General features: G+C 53.0%; 17 protein-coding genes. 13 read left to right on the top strand and 4 right to left on the bottom strand.

Going from position 1 to position 18,230, the window contains the following annotated elements; translation table 11 throughout:
* The first annotated feature begins 378 nt into the window (after positions 1 to 378).
* The 5 genes from KJS40_RS12615 to KJS40_RS12635 all read left to right on the top strand — a co-directional run bounded on the left by KJS40_RS12615 (position 379) and on the right by KJS40_RS12635 (position 4,261).
* Complete coding sequence (locus tag KJS40_RS12615; RefSeq protein ID WP_213538249.1) at positions 379 to 1,545, top strand: patatin-like phospholipase family protein; 1,167 nt, start codon at positions 379 to 381, stop codon at positions 1,543 to 1,545.
* A 100-nt stretch (positions 1,546 to 1,645) separates the two neighbouring features.
* Positions 1,646 to 2,368, top strand: coding sequence for a TerC family protein (locus KJS40_RS12620; protein ID WP_213538250.1), 723 nt, complete (start codon positions 1,646 to 1,648; stop codon positions 2,366 to 2,368).
* A 27-nt stretch (positions 2,369 to 2,395) separates the two neighbouring features.
* Entirely contained in the window at positions 2,396 to 2,821 is a 426-nt protein-coding gene (locus tag KJS40_RS12625) for a universal stress protein (protein WP_213538251.1), read from the top strand.
* Between the two features lie 29 nt (positions 2,822 to 2,850).
* Positions 2,851 to 3,369 carry a pilin gene (locus KJS40_RS12630; protein ID WP_244859595.1) on the top strand — a complete coding sequence of 173 codons (519 nt, stop codon included), beginning with the start codon at positions 2,851 to 2,853 and terminating at the stop codon, positions 3,367 to 3,369.
* A gap of 343 nt (positions 3,370 to 3,712) precedes the next feature.
* On the top strand, positions 3,713 to 4,261 hold the full coding sequence (locus KJS40_RS12635; protein WP_244859596.1) for a hypothetical protein: 549 nt from the start codon (positions 3,713 to 3,715) through the stop codon (positions 4,259 to 4,261).
* Here KJS40_RS12635 and KJS40_RS12640 read toward each other — a convergent pair.
* Complete coding sequence (locus KJS40_RS12640; protein ID WP_213538252.1) at positions 4,249 to 4,713, bottom strand: sodium:proline symporter; 465 nt, start codon at positions 4,711 to 4,713, stop codon at positions 4,249 to 4,251. The genes KJS40_RS12635 and KJS40_RS12640 overlap by 13 nt on opposite strands.
* Before the next feature lie 404 nt (positions 4,714 to 5,117).
* Between KJS40_RS12640 and KJS40_RS12645 the strand changes: the two genes are divergently transcribed.
* From KJS40_RS12645 to KJS40_RS12675, 7 genes are all read left to right on the top strand, one after another.
* Positions 5,118 to 5,678, top strand: a complete 561-nt coding sequence (locus KJS40_RS12645; RefSeq protein ID WP_213538253.1) for a YqgE/AlgH family protein — start codon at positions 5,118 to 5,120, stop codon at positions 5,676 to 5,678.
* Positions 5,679 to 5,744: 66 nt separating this feature from the next.
* Complete coding sequence (ruvX, locus tag KJS40_RS12650; RefSeq protein WP_213538254.1) at positions 5,745 to 6,188, top strand: Holliday junction resolvase RuvX; 444 nt, start codon at positions 5,745 to 5,747, stop codon at positions 6,186 to 6,188.
* On the top strand, positions 6,175 to 6,684 hold the full coding sequence (pyrR, locus tag KJS40_RS12655) for a bifunctional pyr operon transcriptional regulator/uracil phosphoribosyltransferase PyrR (protein WP_213538255.1): 510 nt from the start codon (positions 6,175 to 6,177) through the stop codon (positions 6,682 to 6,684). Before ruvX ends, pyrR begins: the two co-directional genes overlap by 14 nt.
* A 3-nt stretch (positions 6,685 to 6,687) precedes the next feature.
* Positions 6,688 to 7,635 (top strand): aspartate carbamoyltransferase catalytic subunit, encoded by a 948-nt coding sequence (locus KJS40_RS12660; protein ID WP_025040804.1) that lies wholly within the window; start codon positions 6,688 to 6,690, stop codon positions 7,633 to 7,635.
* A 5-nt stretch (positions 7,636 to 7,640) separates the two neighbouring features.
* Complete coding sequence (locus tag KJS40_RS12665; RefSeq protein WP_213538256.1) at positions 7,641 to 8,915, top strand: dihydroorotase; 1,275 nt, start codon at positions 7,641 to 7,643, stop codon at positions 8,913 to 8,915.
* Between the two features lie 74 nt (positions 8,916 to 8,989).
* Positions 8,990 to 11,194 carry a M3 family metallopeptidase gene (locus KJS40_RS12670; RefSeq protein ID WP_213538257.1) on the top strand — a complete coding sequence of 735 codons (2,205 nt, stop codon included), beginning with the start codon at positions 8,990 to 8,992 and terminating at the stop codon, positions 11,192 to 11,194.
* A 581-nt stretch (positions 11,195 to 11,775) separates the two neighbouring features.
* Entirely contained in the window at positions 11,776 to 12,333 is a 558-nt protein-coding gene (locus tag KJS40_RS12675) for a cytochrome P460 family protein (protein WP_213538258.1), read from the top strand.
* 135 nt (positions 12,334 to 12,468) lie between these two features.
* Here the strand turns inward: KJS40_RS12675 and secA are convergent, their stop codons facing one another.
* A complete protein-coding gene (secA, locus tag KJS40_RS12680; protein WP_213538259.1) occupies positions 12,469 to 15,222 on the bottom strand; it encodes a preprotein translocase subunit SecA in 2,754 nt (917 codons plus the stop codon).
* A gap of 88 nt (positions 15,223 to 15,310) precedes the next feature.
* Positions 15,311 to 16,228 carry a M23 family metallopeptidase gene (locus KJS40_RS12685; protein ID WP_025040809.1) on the bottom strand — a complete coding sequence of 306 codons (918 nt, stop codon included), beginning with the start codon at positions 16,226 to 16,228 and terminating at the stop codon, positions 15,311 to 15,313.
* Between the two features lie 26 nt (positions 16,229 to 16,254).
* Here KJS40_RS12685 and KJS40_RS12690 point away from each other — a divergent pair, with 26 nt between their 5' ends.
* Positions 16,255 to 16,737, top strand: coding sequence for a DUF721 domain-containing protein (locus KJS40_RS12690; protein ID WP_025040810.1), 483 nt, complete (start codon positions 16,255 to 16,257; stop codon positions 16,735 to 16,737).
* A 273-nt stretch (positions 16,738 to 17,010) separates the two neighbouring features.
* Here the strand turns inward: KJS40_RS12690 and ftsZ are convergent, their stop codons facing one another.
* On the bottom strand, positions 17,011 to 18,177 hold the full coding sequence (gene ftsZ / locus KJS40_RS12695) for a cell division protein FtsZ (protein WP_025040811.1): 1,167 nt from the start codon (positions 18,175 to 18,177) through the stop codon (positions 17,011 to 17,013).
* Positions 18,178 to 18,230 lie beyond the last annotated feature (53 nt).

The following is an 18,230-nucleotide window of genomic DNA, read 5'->3' on the forward strand; positions in this document are numbered from 1 at the left end:
GTGGATCTAGCATCCATACCATAAACCTAAATCCGGTAGTTGACCGCTCATTTAATAGATCAGTGTCATGATTAATAACAATATTTCATATTATTTGACGCTCACCTTCCGGGTGAGGGCGCTACGGGGTGAATTGCACAATTTTTGCGGCACATGGCTGCGTTGCAACTCCTTGGAATGGAACGACCATTCCGCGTCGTTGCGCCTTGCCCTGCACCCCAAAAACCGTACACTTCACCCCGTCCAACTACCGGATTTAGGTTGAATTGTCCGGGATGCCGGAAGCCATGTGCTGCTGCAGGCTGTCGAATATCAGAAAAATTTTTGCTCGCGGCGATCTTGCATGAGGCGTCATAAACAGGAGCGGGCTGCGGGTGAATGAGTTCAATACAGCCACCGTCGGCGCCGCCTAAGGTCGGCCTTGTGCTGACTGGCGGCGGCGCGCGCGCCGCCTACCAGGTGGGCGTATTGCGAGCCATCGCCGAAATGTTGCCGAAGAGGACGCGCAATCCCTTTCCTGTGATTTGCGGTACTTCCGCCGGAGCATTCAATGCCGCAAGTCTTGCAGTTTCAGCCCGGAATTTTCACGACGGGGTGCGCGATCTATCCACGGTGTGGGAAAATGCGCATGTCAGCCAGGCTTATCGTTCCGATCCCGTCGGCGTATATGGAAACGCGGCGCGCTGGTTGGCTTCGCTACTGATTGGCCGCTTTAGAAAGCGCAGCGTAGTTTCCCTGCTGGACAATTCGCCGCTGGCTCAACTACTGGAACACAGCTTGCCACTTCATGGCATTCAGAGAAGCATCGAAGCAGGCGCTTTGCATGCGCTGGGCATCACCGCCTGGGGCTATACTTCGGGCCAGTCGGTTACGTTCTATGAAGGCGTTGACGGCATAGCACCCTGGAAACGGGAACGCCGCATCGGCATATCGGCGCGTATCGGGGTTGAGCATCTAATGGCGTCCTCCGCTATCCCTATTCTTTTTCCGGCAATGAGGCTCAATCGCGAATATTTCGGCGATGGGTCCATGCGACAGCTCGCGCCCATCAGCCCCGCGCTGCATCTGGGCGCGGAACGGGTGCTCGTAATAGGCGTACGCGCCACAGTCGAAGCTCAACCTGAGCGCGCCAGAGTCGACAGCTACCCTACGTTGGCGCAGGTAGGAGGCCATATTATGGGCAGCCTTTTTCTCGACAGTCTTTACGTCGACCTGGAGCGCCTGCAACGCATCAACAATATTATTGGGATGATCCCGGATGAGAATTTGAAAAATAACGGCTTGCCGCTACGCCAGATCAAATCGATGGTAATTTCTCCCAGCGTGGAAATCAATAAAATCGCCGAACAACACGCACACGCCCTACCGCGTACCGTACGGCTTTTTTTTCGCAACATCGGCGCAATGCGACGAGACGGCTCGGCGCTGCTGAGCTATGTTCTGTTTGAAGAACCCTTCTGCCGTGCATTGATTGAACTGGGATACCAGGACACCACGCCGCGCAAATCGGAAATTCTTCAATTCATTCACGCAGAGGGCGAGTGAGCGAGACGCTGGTATAATTGCGAGAACGGCCCATTCAAGGAGGACTATATATCTTCTTGCCTAAGTTTTATGTAGCCACCTAATTTTCAGAGATTTACTTATGGACTTCGCCAGTCCGCAATTCTGGGTCGCGGTATTCCAAATCATTGCCATCGATATCGTCCTGGGCGGTGATAACGCAGTCGTCATCGCGCTTGCATGCCGAAGGTTGCCGGAGAAGCAGCGGAATCTCGGGATTTTCTGGGGAGTACTCGGCGCCATCGGGCTGCGGGTGTTGCTGGTTTTCTTCGCCCTTAATTTGCTGGCGGTTCCATTCCTGAAGATTTTAGCCGCGCTGTTGCTATTATGGATCGGCACCAAGCTGCTTCAGCCCGAGCCACATGGTAATGGGCATAAAGTTGATGCCAGCACAACGCTATTGGGGGCGATCAGGACTATCATTATCGCCGACGCGGTGATGAGCCTCGATAACGTCATTGCGATTGCAGGCGCAGCCAAGGACAGTATCGAGCTGGTCGTTTTCGGGCTGCTGGTGAGCGTGCCCATCATTGTTCTGGGTAGCAAGCTGGTGATGAAGCTGATGGACCGCTTTCCTGTCACCATCGCCATTGGTGCCGGCTTGCTGGGCTGGATCGCGGGAGATATGGGCGTTACCGACGCGGTCAGCAAGGAATGGGTCAATACGAACGCGGCTTATCTGCACTGGCTTGCCCCTGCCTGTGGCGCACTGCTGGTTGTGGTAACCGGCAAGTGGCTTGCTGCGCGGGCGCAGGCAAAAAGTGCGGCCGGTGTGGATCTGGTGGATGATGTGAACAAACCGTAATAGCTGCCGTTTTGGTGGAGAGAACATATGCTGAAATTCTTGTTGCCGGTGGACGGCTCGGACGCTTCCGATAGAGCGATTGCGGAATTCATCACCCTTATCGATTGGTACAAGGAAAAACCGGAAGTCCATTTGCTGAACGTGCAATTCCCCCAGCGCGGGAATGTACCTCTTTTTATAGACAAAGAGAGTATTGAACTGTATCAACAGGAAGAAGGAATGAAAGAGCTTCGGGCAGCACGTGAATTGCTGGATCAGGCGGGCATCGGCTACCAGCTTCATATCACGGTAGGAACTCCGCCGGACATGATCCTGCGTTATGCAAAGGAATTAAACTGCAATCAAATAATCATCGGGCCGCGAGGGCTGGGAGCGGTCAAGGGGATCTTGCTGGGTTCGGTAGCCAGCAAGGTTATTCAGCTATCAACAATACCAGTGCTACTTATTAAATGACAACTGGAGTGAAAAGTACTGGATATGGCATGAGTTCTAACCAAAGGAGCTTTATCAGGATGGCGCTGGACAAGAAGGGCTTGACCTTGATTGAATTGATGATGGTGTTCGCGATTATCGGTATTTTAGTAACCGTTGCGATTCCGCCTGCATATCTGCTTTATCAGGATTCCCAGGCTCGGACTCAAGTTGACGAAGCGGTTGATCTTCTGGATAGCGTAAAAACGCCTGTCTCCGCGTTTCATTCAGAAAACGGCGGATGGCCCACAAAAGCGGAGTTTGATACCCTTGTGAAAACACAGGCTGGAAAGTATGTCGCAAGCCTGACACCTGCGACCCTGGCTTCCGGCTTTCAGGTAACGGCAACATTCAAGAATAATGGAGTAAGTCCGGAGCTCTTGAAGGACGGTACTGGCAGAACGCTGGTTTTGGCGACAACCGATGGCGTAAAGTGGATTTGCAACGACAACACTCACCCCGCTGCCGGCGTACCTGGTCTTACCGCAGGGAACGTACTACCTCAACATCGTCCCCCATCTTGCAAATAGCGCCGCGGTAAATGTTAATCTTGCGCATGACCGATACTCGATAACCAGGTATTGGTGTATTTGTGCTGTAAAATTATTTTGTATTCTTATGCAAATGCTAACCTGTACGATATTGGATGAGGCATCCCCGCTCGGCAACAGAGCCACCCGTAAAGGGCGGATGTCGATTATTCGAAATAGCTGAATTCATGGCGGGCAATTGACCAGGACGTCCCAAAGCTTATAATCTTCAGATAATACCCTCCAAACAGGATTGAAATCCTGTTGCGGCTCAGTTTATTGAATTTATCATCAGCGCCCGGCGCAGAGTGATAGGCAGGGGTAATATCAAGGCGGCCTTGAATTGGAAGAAATAGGAAACAAATGGGCAAGCCGTTATGCCCGCTCGAATATTTTTGTAGCAGGACAAGACAACCGGAAAGAATATATGAATGAAGGTAACGACACTATCGCACCGTATGACCAGATAGCGGCATACTTCAATCAAGTGCCCATGTGGCCCCTGGTTCTGCTTGCCGCCGCGACCGTTGTTGCGGGGATTTATGAATTATATTACCGCAAACGCCGGAATGAGGCCGCCGAGGAATTTCGTTCAGCTATTCTGCATACGCTTTCCGGTCTGTATCCCGAGCCTGTCAACTGGCCTAGAAGCATAGATACCTATCTTTGCGCCAGATTGCCGGTAATGCAGGAAATTATCGATGATTTCAAGCCCAATATTCGCCAGGAGGACATACCGGCCTATAACAGGGATTGGGATAACTACTACCAGTTTTGCCGGACTGAGGTAACGGACGAGAAATGTACCGCGGCGGAGAGGGACGGTCAGGTACCAGACCCAAAAAAAACTTTTCACACGCTTGTTTCCAAACTCTTGCGTTATGGGAAGTGAGTTCTCGACAAGACTTTGTACGTGCCAGCCAGAGAAGCTCCAAACACGACGTGCGTCACCACTGTGATCCAGTCGCGCGCCTCTGAAAACCAGGGAAAAATGGCCGTTACGCCATACATGTTTACTGTATATATCAGCAACCCGTAGATGAAACCCGCGAGCAGGGACAACACCGTTCCGATACGAGAAAGCAAGCGGGCCAGTATCAGGCTGTACACAATGGAAATCACAAAGTGAATAACGGTCGCGATTATCATCACTTTCCAGTCGAACGTGGCCGGTGGCGGTAGAACGCCTTGCCCCAGGAGGATAGCCGCGGTAAAGCGTGCATCCCTATAAAAGATGTGCGGCAACGCGTCCGTGAACACCAGCCACAGGAAAATCTGGGCTCCCGTGGCAACCACGCCGGCGACAATGCCGGAACTGACCGCTGCTTTCCAGTTCAATGACATATTTCGTAAAAAAACTCCGGCTTTTTACCCCTCATATCACTCAAAACTCCCATTACTCATATCATGTAAGAAACCGGAATCTCCGGGCTTGCACTCCCTAATTGAACGACGACAATTGTCGGGGAAGTGGCTGGTACTGCTGATAGGGCGGGTTCGCCGAATCGGAGCAGCTTTGATTTCTTCAAAACGTACTACTGAAAACGGATTCGTTCTACAATGATAGCAAAACCGTTTTGCAGGCACAGGCGCGAAATGCCGGCGGGCAATAAATTATATTGTTACCCGAATGCTCGTGAAAAATGAGCCTGGCTGCAACTAAACGGGAAAGCCGGCAGTCCATGGATCAGGTGCTGGCAAATTCAGACTCTAGAGATATCTCATAGCGGGATGCAATCAGCCTATCCATGCAAAGCGTCAACTTGACCCATCATTTTTTGATCGCCATGCCCGCCCTGGCAGACCCCTTCTTTTCCAAGACGCTTACGTATATCTGCGAACATAGTGATCAGGGTGCCTTGGGTCTGGTGGTTAACCGGCCAATCGACCTTACTCTCAAGGACCTGCTGGATCAATTGGATATTTCTTCCGATGACCAGGCAATAAGAGCGTTGCCAATCATGTTTGGCGGACCGATACAGCTGGATCGCGGCTTCGTACTGCATCAGCCTGTCGGTGACTGGCAATCCACCATGGTGGTACATGATAAGGTCGGGCTGACTACTTCGCTCGATATTTTGCGAGCGATAGCAAGCGGAGAAAGCCCAAAAGAATTACTCGTTGCATTGGGTTATTCCGGATGGGCTCCAGGCCAGATAGAGCATGAATTATCGCAGAATACATGGCTCACCGTGCCCGCGTCACCCAATATCATTTTCGAATTGCCGGCTGAGGATCGTTTGACGGCAGCAATGCGTCTGCTTGGTGTCGATCTGTCAAGCCTGTCGGATGAAGTGGGACATTCTTAATAACCGCATTCTATTCATCGGCAACCCTCCACGGTGGCATGCGGGCTTGTCCAGTGACTCCCAGTCATGAATATTGAAACCCACCTTGCCGGGACGGTTTTGGCTTTCGATTTTGGCGAAAGGCGCATCGGCGTAGCAGTGGGGAATCTGGAGCTGGCTTTAGCGCATCCGCTTGCCACAGTGAGCAACAAGAATGCAGCGGAATGCTTCGAAAGCATCACTCAGCTGATTGATGAGTGGCAACCAGCGCTGCTGGCAGTGGGTTTGCCTACTCATGCAGATGGTACGGAACATGAATTGACCCGGCGGAGCCGGCGCTTTGCGCGGCGTCTTGAAGGTCGTTTCGGCATCAAGACAGTACTGGTGGATGAGCGTTATACTTCAATTGAAGCCGGCGCAGCGCTGCAGGAAGCCGGCGTTAATAAAAAGAAGCAAAAACCGCTATTGGATCAGGTAGCGGCTCAACTGATATTGCAAACCTATTTTGATGGACGAAATGCAACTACCTGATGCAGAAAAATTGTTGGCCGAACTGACCGGAAGGATACGGCCTGATGTCGAAACGAGCACCGCGCTCGTCGGAATCCACACCGGGGGGGTATGGCTGTCGCAACGGCTGCACCGGGATTTGAAGCTTTCGCTTCCCTTGGGTGCGCTGGATGTTTCGTTCTATCGGGACGACTTTGGTCAGATTGGCTTGCATCCTCAGGTCAAACCCTCGGACATTCCATTCGAGGTGGAAGGCAGCCACATAATTTTAATAGATGACGTGCTTTATACCGGGCGCACCATACGTGCCGCCATCAATGAATTATTCGATTATGGCAGACCGGCAAGCGTCCGCCTCGCTGCATTGGTAGACCGGGGCGGCAGAGAACTCCCCATCGCCGCCCAATATATTGGAGCAACGCTCGACTTGCCCTCGGATAAAATGCTCGCGCTCGAAAAAGCCGACAATGGAACATTGAGCCTGAGCCTGTATGACAAACGCCGGGATAATGAATAATCCGTGAATAATCCGCAGCTGAACAAGAACGGCGAATTGCAACACCTGCTTACCACCGAGGGATTGTCCGCCGCTATTCTGTTGAATATCCTCGATACCGCCGAGTCTTTTGTCGGGGTTACGGAACGCGATGTCAAGAAGGTACCCTTGCTGCGCGGTAAATCCATATTCAATTTATTCTTCGAACCCAGTACACGCACTCGCACAACCTTTGAAATCGCGGCAAAACGCTTGTCTGCCGACGTGGTCAATCTCAACATTGCCGTTTCCTCGCAATCCAAAGGTGAAACGCTGCTGGATACGGTAAACAATCTCTCCGCGATGCATGCCGACATGTTCGTGGTGCGGCACTCGCAAAGTGGCGCCGCGCACTTGATCGCCCGCCATGTCCGGCCCGAGATTCATGTCATCAATGCCGGGGATGGTCGTCATGCGCATCCTACACAGGGGTTGCTCGATGTATTCACCATTCGCCATTACAAACCTGACTTTCGTAATCTTCGAGTAGCGATAGTCGGCGATATTTTGCACTCGCGCGTGGCGCGCTCCCAGATTCATGCGCTTACGACACTCGGTGTGCCGGAAGTGCGGGTCATCGCACCAAAAACCCTGCTCCCTTCCAAGGTCGAACGTCTCGGCGTACATGTCTATCACGAGATGGCGCATGGGCTAAAAGATGTGGATGTGCTGATGATGCTGCGTCTGCAAAGCGAGCGCATGTTAAGCGCGCGTCTCCCCAGTACCGAGGAATACTTCAAGTATTATGGACTCACGCAGGAGAGACTGGCGCTGGCCAAGCGCGACGCTATTGTTTTACACCCCGGCCCGATGAATCGGGGCGTTGAAATTGATTCCGCGGTTGCCGACGGCAAGCAATCGGTAATTCTGCCGCAAGTGACATTCGGCATTGCAGTGCGGATGGCGGTAATGTCGATTTTGGCAGGCAATTGAAAGAGATGAAAAAGATTATCAGGAGCGGCCGTTTCATAGACCCGAAGAGCGGGACCGACGCTATCATGGATGTATTCATTGCAGCAGGCAAAATCGTCGGCCTGGGCGAAAGCCCGCCTGGTTTTCATGCCAATCGGGAAATAGATGCAACGAATATGATAGTGTGCCCGGGCCTGGTGGATTTATCGGCGCGGTTGCGCGAACCGGGTTTCGAATATAAAGCCACCCTCGAATCCGAAATGGCTGCGGCGGTAGCCGGCGGTATCACCAGCCTGGCATGCCCTCCCGATACGGATCCCGTACTGGATGAACCGGGGTTGGTGGAAATGCTGAAGCACCGTGCCAGGAGTCTCAATCAGGCACATGTTTATCCAGTCGGCGCCCTTACTCAGGGTTTGAAAGGTGAACGGTTGACTGAAATGGCTGAATTACGTGATGCCGGGTGCGTCGCTTTTGGCCAGTCGAATATGCCACTTCCGAACATACGTGTGATGATGCAGGCAATGCAATATGCTTCCACCTTCGGCTTCGTGGTTTGGCTCCGCCCCCAGGATATGAATCTTGCCGATGGTGGCGTGGCGCATGACGGTGAAGTGGCGACGCGATTGGGCTTGCCTCCGGTTCCGGTTTGCGCGGAAACCGTAGCGTTGGCGAATATTATCTTGATAACGAGGGAAACGGGCGCTAGGGTTCATCTATGCCGTATCTCCAGCGCGGAAGGCGTCACCATGATTCGTGCGGCCCGGCAGCAAGGCTTGCCCATTACCTGCGATGTATCAGCCAACCATATCCATCTTTCCGAAATGGATATCGGCTTCTTCAATTCCAATTGCCATCTCATTCCACCGCTACGGGCGTTGGGAGATCGTGACGCGCTGCGGACCGGCCTTCTTGATGGCACGATAGATGCGATATGTTCGGATCACGCGCCGGTGGATGAAGATCATAAATTGTTACCTTTCGCCGAGGCCGAGGCTGGCGCCACAGGCATGGAACTGCTGTTGTCGCTGGCCTTGAAATGGGGGGCTGAAAAAAGAGTTCCGCTGGCCCGGATATTGGCGAAAATCACCGCTGAACCCGCTCGCATACTGGGTGTGGAAGCCGGTTGCCTGTCTCTTGGCGCTACCGCCGACTTGTGCATTTTCGATCCCGAACAATACTGGAAAGTGGAAGCCGCCGCACTGAAAAGCCAGGGCAAGAATACGCCGTTTCTCGGTATGGAACTGGCAGGCAGAGTAAAATATACCCTGATCAACGGTAACATCGTACACGAAGGTTGAGGTTCTGAAGTTGCGCCACAACCATGCGCTGTCATTTTCGTACCCCTGCAACTGAACTGATTACTCTCGACAATATGATGAATCCTCTGCTTGATTTTTCCGGACTGCCGCGCTTTGCGGATATTCGAATCGAACACATCACCCCGGCACTGAAACAATTACTGGCCGACGGTCGCAACACTATCGACCGGATACGTGATGATGACGCCACACCGACCTGGCAGAATTTCGTGCAGCCGATAACAGACGCCAATGAACGCCTGTCTCGAGCGTGGGGGCAGGTGTCGCACTTGAATGCGGTGGCGAATACCCCGGCGTTGCGTGAGACATACAATGCCAACCTGCCATTGGTCACGCAATACTACGCCGAGTTGGCACAAGACCCCGCCCTCTTCGAAAAATTCAAACAACTCCGCAATAGCCAGGAGTTCGAAGGCCTGAATCAAGCTCGAAAGAAGATAATCGAAAATGACTTGCGGGATTTCCGCCTGGGTGGGGCAGAACTACCGCCCGAGAAGAAAAAGCGATTTCTCCAAATTCAGGAAGAGCTGTCGGCGCTGGGTTCCAGATTCAACGATAACCTGCTGGATTCCACTAATAATTTTGTATTGCATATACAGAACGCGGATGAGCTTTCCGGCATTCCCGACGATGCAGTGCAGGCAGCGCGGGAAATCGCTGAAAAGGATAATGCCCCAGGTTGGAAATTTACGCTGCACGCCCCATCATACATGCCCATCATGCAGTATGCCGACAACCGGGCACTGCGCGAGACAATGTATCGCGCATACTCCACTCGTGCCAGCGAGATCAGGTCACCGGCTTCGCAGACTGGAAACGCTGCCGATCTGGATAACACGCCGCTTATCGCAAAAATACTTGAACTGCGCAAGGAAGAGGCGCAGCTGCTGGGATTTGATTGCTACGCCGAAGTCTCGCTTGCGACCAAAATGGCCTCGACCCCAAAACAGGTGCTGGATTTTTTGGGTGAGCTCGCCGCCAAGGCAAGACCCTACGCGGAGTGCGATCTCAAAGAATTACGTCAATTTGCAGCCGAAAAAATGGGATTGGAAAATATCGAATCATGGGATCTGGCTTATGTAAGCGAAAAGCTGCGCCTCGACCGTTATGCATTCTCGGAGCAGGAAGTGAAGCAGTACTTTCCCGAAACCAGCGTGCTGCCGGGCATGTTCAGGGTGGTAGAGAATCTTTATGGCATTACCATTGCCCGGGCGGAGGCTGCCGACATTCAGCTCTGGCACACCGATGTAAAGCTTTTCAATATCACGGGCATTCAGGGAAATCTGATCGGCCGGTTTTATCTTGACCTCTACGCGCGTCCAGGCAAGCGAGGCGGAGGATGGATGGATGACGCTATCAGCCGCCGCCGTATCGGCGGCGGTGAAGTACAGGGGGAAGGAAGCATTCAGGTCCCGGTTGCATACCTTAACTGTAACTTCTCCGCACCTGTTCATCTTGACGGCCAAGCGCGTCCCGCCTTGTTCACCCATGACGAGGTGATCACGCTATTTCATGAATTTGGTCATGGTCTGCACCATTTGCTTACCCAGGTGGAAGACCTGGGCGTGTCGGGTATCCATGGCGTAGAATGGGATGCAGTGGAACTACCTAGCCAGTTCATGGAAAATTTCTGCTGGGAATGGGAAGTCCTGCGTGACATGACCAGACGCGTTGACTCGTTGCCCTATAGCGACAGCTTGCGGGAAACGCACTATGCTCCGCCTCCCGCCCCGGATGGCTTCGCCAACACTGTGTCGGTGGAGCGCGAGGGCAGCAATCAATCTATTCCGCGCGATTTATTCGAAAAGATGCTGGCGGCGAAGAATTTCCAGAGCGGCTTGCAAATGCTCCGCCAGATAGAATTTGCACTATTCGATATGCGCCTTCATGCCGATTTCAGCCCCGGTGGAGAAAAAACGGCGCAGCAATTACTGGATGAGATCCGTAAGCAGGTTGCGGTAATTATTCCTCCTGAATTCAATCGGTTTCCCAACAGCTTCTCACATATTTTTGGCGGAGGCTACGCTGCCGGCTACTACAGCTATAAGTGGGCGGAAGTGTTGTCTGCCGACGCCTATAGTCTTTTTGAAGAAAGCCCTGCCGGGGTTGTAGTCAATCCCGAAGCCGGCGCCCGCTTCCGGAATGAAATTCTCGCAGTGGGCGGAAGCCGCGCTGCGCTGGAATCATTTATCGCATTCCGGGGTCGTGAGCCAAAAATAGATGCCCTGTTGCGCCACCACGGAATGGCGCCTGCGTGAAAAATATGCCGGAAAAGCTCAGCCGCGCGTAAGCATTCAGGAAGCTTTCAGCTTCCGGGAAATGGGGTGCGGCAGGACAAGTTTGAAGAAGTTGGCAGAGGGTAGCCGAGCATTTCCGGATATCGTTATCTGCTGAATGGCTCCTGTCGTTTCGAGCGCCCCGCCAGTTTTTCGATTCATTTCGATCAGCCGATTATTCTTGCAACAACGTCTCTCCAACGCTAGTATAGAACTCGGGCAGGTTACTCATACTCTTCTGTCCGTTGATAAGCCTTTAATAAGGACTTGTAATCCCGGATGGAGAGCATGCATAAATATCGATTTTGCAGCCCTTCAGCTAGCGGCCCGTCGAACTTGAAGAATCTCAGCGAAAAAGTGACTGGGTGAGGGCGATTTTGAGGATTCTGAGGGTCAATAGTTATTCTATTGGCCGAAAAAGCGGCGAAATATGAACCGACCAGCCGCTTTTTCAGCGGATTTCCTTTAAACCCGACAAGCTACTATATCAACCGGACCGGCGGACAGCCCGTAAAAACAGCTTATGCGAATTCTTGGCGTCGCTCGACAATAGGAGAAAAAAGATGAAACATGTTACATGGGGGGCCGTTACAGCTATGGCGCTGGCTACGGTGTTTGTAGGTTGTGCGCAGGTGCCGCCATCGCCTCAGGTTCAAAAATACTCGGATAGCGAGTTGCCCGTACCTGCGGACTATAAGAGCTGGCCGAAGTTTTTATCTGATGTGCAGCGAGCCGACGTCAAGCAAGTCCGCGAAATCTATATCAACCCCACCGGACATAGCACCAAAATGGGCGATGAATTTCCTAACGGGACCATTTCCGTGATGGAGATTTACAAGGTCAGGGAAGCCTCTGACGGTACCCCTCTAAAGGGCGCCGATGGTAAATTTGTCAAGGGTGAGTTGTCGAAAATCGGCGTAATGGGCAAGGGCGCGGGCTGGGGTGAAAGCGTGACGCCTCCGGAACTCAGAAACGGAGATTGGGTATATTCCATGTACATGGCTGATGCGACAACGAAAGCGCCGGACAATACGGCAACCTGCCGCGCATGCCATCTGCCGCTGACAGATAAGGACTACATTTTCCGCTACGACGAATATTTTCAGAAACGCGTAAAATAACAAGCGCTGTTCCGGAACAACCCCCTGCTTGCAAATTACAGCCGGGGGTCTGGATGTGTCATGGCCGCTATGCTACTCGCCTCAGGCGCCACGTGCCTGAGGTTGATTTGAGGCTATATCCGGATTGAATGCCCATTAGCTGAGCTTGCCGTGGCATTGTTTATACTTTTTCCCTGATCCGCAAGGGCATGGATCATTGCGTCCAATCTTCTCCCCTTGGCGCACGAACGGTTGATGCTTCTCTGGATGATCCTCAGCGTCGCGGTTTGATTCGCCACCTTCGAAAGATTCCTCTTCGCCCAGCGCTTCTTCGAAAGCCGCATGGTGATACTGCACGTTTATGGGCGAGCGTTGTGTTTCCGCCACGGCTTCCACCTGCTGCTCGCTTCTTATCTGCACGGTCATCAGCGTTTTGGTAACTTCCGCCTTGATGCCCTCCAGCATGGAAGTGAACAGCTCGAAAGCCTCTCGCTTATACTCCTGTTTGGGGTTTTTCTGGGCATATCCTCGAAGATGGATACCCTGACGCAGATGATCCAGCGCCGAGAGATGCTCCCGCCAGTGGATATCGAGACTTTGCAGCATGACGGCACGCTCGTACTGATGCATGACATTCGCGCCAACCTGATCGACCTTTCCTGAATAATATTCTTGCGCTGCTGCGCTGATTCGCTGATGCATGTTTTCGTCATGCAGGTCGGGTTCCTTCTCCAGCCACTCCTGTAATGGCAATGCCAATTGATACTCGGCGGCCAATGCCTTCTCCAGCCCCGGAATGTCCCATTCCTCCTCTACACTTTGCGCTGGAATATAAAGAGCGACAAGACCGCGCAACACGTCGTCGCGCATTGCGGTAATCGTTTCCGAAATGTCTTGCGACTCCAGAAGCTCACTCCGTTGCTCATAGATTACCTTGCGCTGATCGTTGGCGACATCGTCGTATTCCAGCAGCTGCTTCCGTATGTCGAAATTACGGGCTTCCACCTTGCGCTGGGCGTTTTCAATCGCGCGAGTGACCCAGGGATGCTCAATGGCCTCGCCCTCCGGCATGTTGAGCCGCTGCATGATGCTTGCTACGCGATCGGATGCAAAGATACGCAGCAGTGGATCTTCCAGCGAAAGATAAAAACGGCTGGAACCCGCATCGCCCTGGCGGCCCGAACGACCGCGCAACTGATTGTCCACCCGGCGGGATTCATGTCGCTCGGTGCCAATAATATGTAATCCACCTTTTTTCAGCACCTCATCGTGAAGAAGTTGCCATTGCTGCTGCAACTCCCCGATTCGCTGGAGTTTTTCCGGTTCGCTCATGTTCTCGTCGGCACGAACACGCTCGAGTTCAGGCTCCGGATTGCCGCCCAGTACAATATCGGTTCCGCGACCCGCCATATTCGTGGCGATCGTGATCATTTCGGGACGTCCGGCCTGGATGACGATCTCCGCTTCTCTCGCATGCTGCTTCGCATTCAATACCTGGTGCGGCAACTTCTCGCGAGTCAATAACCCGGACAGTTCCTCATTATTCTCAATAGAGGTCGTTCCGACGAGAACAGGCTGCCCCCTCTGATGACAATCCCTGATATCCTCGATGATGGCGCGGTTCTTTTCTCCCATGGTGCGGAATACCTGATCCATCCGGTCATTGCGGATCATCGGTCGATGGGTTGGAATGATGACGGTTTCGAGCCCGTAAATTTGCTGGAACTCGAAAGCCTCGGTGTCGGCTGTGCCCGTCATGCCGGCCAGTCTCTGATACATGCGGAAATAGTTCTGGAAAGTAATCGAGGCGAGTGTCTGGTTCTCCTTCTGGATCGGAACACCTTCCTTTGCTTCCACCGCCTGATGCAATCCCTCCGACCAGCGCCTGCCAGACATGAGCCGCCCGGTAAACTCATCGACGATGACCACCTCGCCATTCTGTATCACGTAGTGCTGGTCAAGATGGAATAACGCGTGTGCACGCAGGCCAGCGTACAGATGATGGACGAGATTGATATTGGCCGGATCGTAGAGGCTGGTTCCCGGAGGCAGCAATCCAGCCCCGGCAAGCAAGTTTTCTGCATGCTCGAAACCTTCCTCGCTCAACAGCACCTGCTGGGCTTTTTCGTCTACGCTGAAGTCACCGGCACTTTTCTCGGTTTCCTGGCGAACCAGTTTCGGAATCAGCGCATTCATGCGCACATATACTTCGGTGTTACCTTCAGCCTGGCCGGAGATAATCAACGGCGTGCGCGCCTCATCAATCAAGATTGAATCGACTTCGTCAACGATGGCATAATTAAGCACACGCTGCACCCGCTCGGTGGGGTGGTTCACCATGTTATCGCGCAAGTAGTCGAAACCGAATTCGTTATTGGTGCCGTAGGTTATGTCGGCTGCGTAGGCGGCCTGCTTTTCACCGTGATCCATCTGTGAAAGGATTACACCCACGCTGATACCGAGGAATTGATAAAGATGCCCCATCCACTCCGCATCCCGTTTGGCGAGATAGTCATTCACGGTAACAAGGTGAACGCCCTTGCCAGCCAGTGCATTGAGATAAGCGGGCAAGGTCGCCATCAGCGTTTTACCTTCGCCTGTTCGCATCTCGGCAATCTTGCCGCTGTGCAGGACCATGCCCCCGATCAATTGAACGTCGAAATGGCGCATCCCGAGTACCCGTTTGCCGGTTTCGCGTACCACGGCGAATACCTCGGGCAGTAAAGCGTCAAGGGTTGTCCCGTCGGCAATGCGCTGCCTGAATTCCTCGGTCTTTGCACGCAGTTCGGCGTCGGTAAGCGCCGCGACCTTGGCTTCCAGCGCGTTGATCGTCGCCACGGTCTGGAAATACTGCTTGATCAGCCTGTCGTTACGGCTCCCGAAAACTTTCTTGAGCAGATTGTTCAGCATGAAATCCCAAAAATTCTGTTAAGCGATGCACAAAAAATAAGGGGTGAGGTTTTTGGCCTCACCCCCACCCGCAGAGTATTGACCCGGCTCAACCGGGCATCTTCAAGAATCGTGACGGGTTTTGCGGCGAGCCCCTGTGCCGGACCTCAAAATGCAGATGAGGGCCGGTAGAACGGCCAGTGCTGCCCACTTCCGCGATCTTCTGTCCGCGCACCACGACTTGGCCCAGCCTGACCAAGCGCTTGGAAGCATGAGCATAACGGCTGACGAAATCATTGCCGTGGTCAACATCGATCATATTACCATATTCAGGGTGAAAATCGGAATACACTACCACGCCGCCCGCCGCAGCCACGATAGGCGTACCTGTTGCAGCCGAGAAATCAACTCCTTCATGAAAAATACGTTTTCCCGTAAAAGGATCTATACGCACTCCGAAACCCGAGGAGTACCATTTTGTGTTCACGGGCATCACGGATGGGAGCATTTTCTTCTTGAGCCTGTCCTGCATCAACAATGAATCCAGTGCGCCAAGCTTGTCGCTACGGTCATCCAATGCGAGCGACAGCTCCTGGATCTTGTTGTTGAACTCCGCAAATGACATATCCTCGGATGGCAGCGTCGATACGGTTCCGCCCTGACCGGGATTCTGATTAAACCGAAATTCCTGAGGCTTGATACCTGATAATTCCGCCAGACGAGCGCCTACGGAGTCCAGCCGCAGCAGCTGTGCCTGCATCTGACCCATTCTGACAGCCATGGCATTGAGACTATCGCGCAGGTACGACTGGTTTTTTTTATGTTCCTCCTGCTGTACACTCGAAACCAGCGATCTCAGGGAAGGACTGTCGATCTTGTCGGCATACCGAAGAGAAAGATAATTCAACCCCATCGCAAACAATACAGAAGCTAAAACTCCTCCCCCTGCCAGAAGTACAAGATGCACGCCGGTCAAGGTCAAGGTTTTCGGTTTTTTCAAATTATTGGAAATTAGAATAATATGCATCTCATTCCCTAAATTATTCTTCAGCTATGACCGTCCGCAAGATAAATTTCTACCTTGGAACCCTAAGGCTGACGCCCAAGCATCAGCGATTATTCAGCTACATGGACGAGTTAACCGCGATGCAGCAGGCATTCTCGAAAATCGTTCCGCACCAACTGGCTCAACACTGCGCGCTAGGCGGATTCTTTGAAGGAAACCTGACGATATGTGCAGGTAACGGTGCAATTGCGGCAAAACTCAGACAGACGTTGCCGTCGTTATTATTAAAGTTTCAAGCGATGGGCTATGAGGTTACTGCAATTCGACTTGCTGTGCAAGCAGATTACCTCAATATTCGTAGGGGTGATTTATCCGGTAGAAAAATGCGGATAGGCCGGGCCGGCATGGAAAAGCTGAGTGAATTGGCCTCGGGATTGTCGCCATCACCTCTAAAAACTGCAGTCGAATCATTGCTGGAAAAACAGCGAATGGAAGGTGAGCAGAACGGCTACGACCCGGATATCATCTAAAATCGTCTACTCGCGGCAATGGTTGGCGACGTCGGTGGATTTCTGGATAGATTCGTATAACGCATGCGCATCAGGCGATATCGCGCCTTGCCCGATAAATTCACGATCTGCGGATAAGTAGTGACAAACTCGCCACGGAACGCGGAGGACCGCTCGGCCTTCCGCCCTATCGGGCCACAAACTCCGCTGGCGATCACAGCTCTCGAGAACCGGCCTCAGCCTCCATGAGGCGCATTCCGGTGAACGAGTAGTTCATTTATTCATACGCAATGCTTAATCCGCTTGCTTCCTCAGGAACGCGGGAATATCCAGGACGTCGACTCCCGATTGTTTCATGGCCTCAATGGTCGCATCGCGCCGTCTATTCGTACGTAACGCGGCCGGGGCATCCAGATCCTTCCAGTTCACACCGTCCGACGACAGGGTATTGTCTGTCCCGGTGCGCGTGTGGATCACGCTTAGCGGCTTGGGTTGCATGCGGTTGACGACGCCGCCCAGCCCTGTGGCAACCATGGTCACCCGGAGATTTTCCTCCATATTTTCGTCGATGACCGTACCAACTATCACGGTGGCATCTTCCGCGGTAAAGTCCTTGATTGTATTCATCACCTCGTGAACCTCGCGCATCTTCATTGCTGAGCTGGCGGTAATGTTTACCAATACTCCTCGCGCACCGGAAAGATCCACATCTTCCAGCAGCGGGCTGGCGACAGCCTGCTCCGCCGCCGCGCGCGCCCGATCCGCTCCTGAGGCAAATGCCGAACCCATCATTGCCATGCCCATTTCCGACATCACTGTTTTTACGTCGGCAAAATCGACATTGACAAGGCCCGGGCAATTGATAACTTCCGCGATGCCGGCAACGGCGCCATACAGTACGTTGTTGGCGGCCTTGAATGCATCGAGCATGCTCACGTCTTCGCCCAGGACCAGCATCAGCTTATCGTTGGGGATTACGATCAGCGAATCGACATATTGCGTCAACGCTTCCATTCCCGCCTGGGCCGCTTTAAGTCGCCTGCCCTCGAACGAAAAGGGCTTGGTAACCACTGCCACGGTAAGAATTCCCATTTCCTTGGCCACTTGCGCCACTACCGGTGCCGCGCCGGTCCCGGTACCGCCGCCCATTCCGGCGGTAATGAACAGCATGTCCGCGCCTTCAATCAGTTCGGCGATCCGGTCGCGGTCTTCCAACGCTGCGTTACGCCCGATTTCAGGATCTGCGCCGGCACCCAGTCCCTTTGTGATCGCTGATCCCATTTGCAGCAGGGTACGCGCCTGATTCCGCTTCAATGCCTGGGCATCGGTGTTGGCACAAATGAATTCGACGCCTTGCACGCCGTTCTGGATCATGTGATCCACCGCGTTACCCCCGCAACCGCCCACGCCTATGACCTTGATGACGGCTTCCTGTGTTTCTGTATCCATGATTTCAAACATAATGCTCTCCTTTAGGAATTGTATTAACTGAACAGTATTGTTATTTAAGTCTT

This window comes from Nitrosospira sp. NRS527 (assembly GCF_018406445.1).
GTDB lineage: Bacteria > Pseudomonadota > Gammaproteobacteria > Burkholderiales > Nitrosomonadaceae > Nitrosospira > Nitrosospira briensis.

What these genes read in the sequence shown, in the direction of transcription:
- secA (WP_213538259.1), bottom strand. Translation starts at nt 15,222, where the DNA reads ATGCTGAACAATCTGCTCAAGAAAGTTTTCGGGAGCCGTAACGACAGG.
- KJS40_RS12630 (WP_244859595.1), top strand. Translation starts at nt 2,851, where the DNA reads ATGAGTTCTAACCAAAGGAGCTTTATCAGGATGGCGCTGGACAAGAAG.
- KJS40_RS12685 (WP_025040809.1), bottom strand. Translation starts at nt 16,228, where the DNA reads ATGCATATTATTCTAATTTCCAATAATTTGAAAAAACCGAAAACCTTG.
- KJS40_RS12615 (WP_213538249.1), top strand. Translation starts at nt 379, where the DNA reads ATGAGTTCAATACAGCCACCGTCGGCGCCGCCTAAGGTCGGCCTTGTG.
- KJS40_RS12690 (WP_025040810.1), top strand. Translation starts at nt 16,255, where the DNA reads ATGACCGTCCGCAAGATAAATTTCTACCTTGGAACCCTAAGGCTGACG.
- ruvX (WP_213538254.1), top strand. Translation starts at nt 5,745, where the DNA reads ATGAATATTGAAACCCACCTTGCCGGGACGGTTTTGGCTTTCGATTTT.
- KJS40_RS12645 (WP_213538253.1), top strand. Translation starts at nt 5,118, where the DNA reads ATGCAAAGCGTCAACTTGACCCATCATTTTTTGATCGCCATGCCCGCC.
- KJS40_RS12665 (WP_213538256.1), top strand. Translation starts at nt 7,641, where the DNA reads ATGAAAAAGATTATCAGGAGCGGCCGTTTCATAGACCCGAAGAGCGGG.
- pyrR (WP_213538255.1), top strand. Translation starts at nt 6,175, where the DNA reads ATGCAACTACCTGATGCAGAAAAATTGTTGGCCGAACTGACCGGAAGG.
- KJS40_RS12640 (WP_213538252.1), bottom strand. Translation starts at nt 4,713, where the DNA reads ATGTCATTGAACTGGAAAGCAGCGGTCAGTTCCGGCATTGTCGCCGGC.
- KJS40_RS12625 (WP_213538251.1), top strand. Translation starts at nt 2,396, where the DNA reads ATGCTGAAATTCTTGTTGCCGGTGGACGGCTCGGACGCTTCCGATAGA.
- KJS40_RS12620 (WP_213538250.1), top strand. Translation starts at nt 1,646, where the DNA reads ATGGACTTCGCCAGTCCGCAATTCTGGGTCGCGGTATTCCAAATCATT.
- KJS40_RS12675 (WP_213538258.1), top strand. Translation starts at nt 11,776, where the DNA reads ATGAAACATGTTACATGGGGGGCCGTTACAGCTATGGCGCTGGCTACG.
- KJS40_RS12670 (WP_213538257.1), top strand. Translation starts at nt 8,990, where the DNA reads ATGATGAATCCTCTGCTTGATTTTTCCGGACTGCCGCGCTTTGCGGAT.
- ftsZ (WP_025040811.1), bottom strand. Translation starts at nt 18,177, where the DNA reads ATGTTTGAAATCATGGATACAGAAACACAGGAAGCCGTCATCAAGGTC.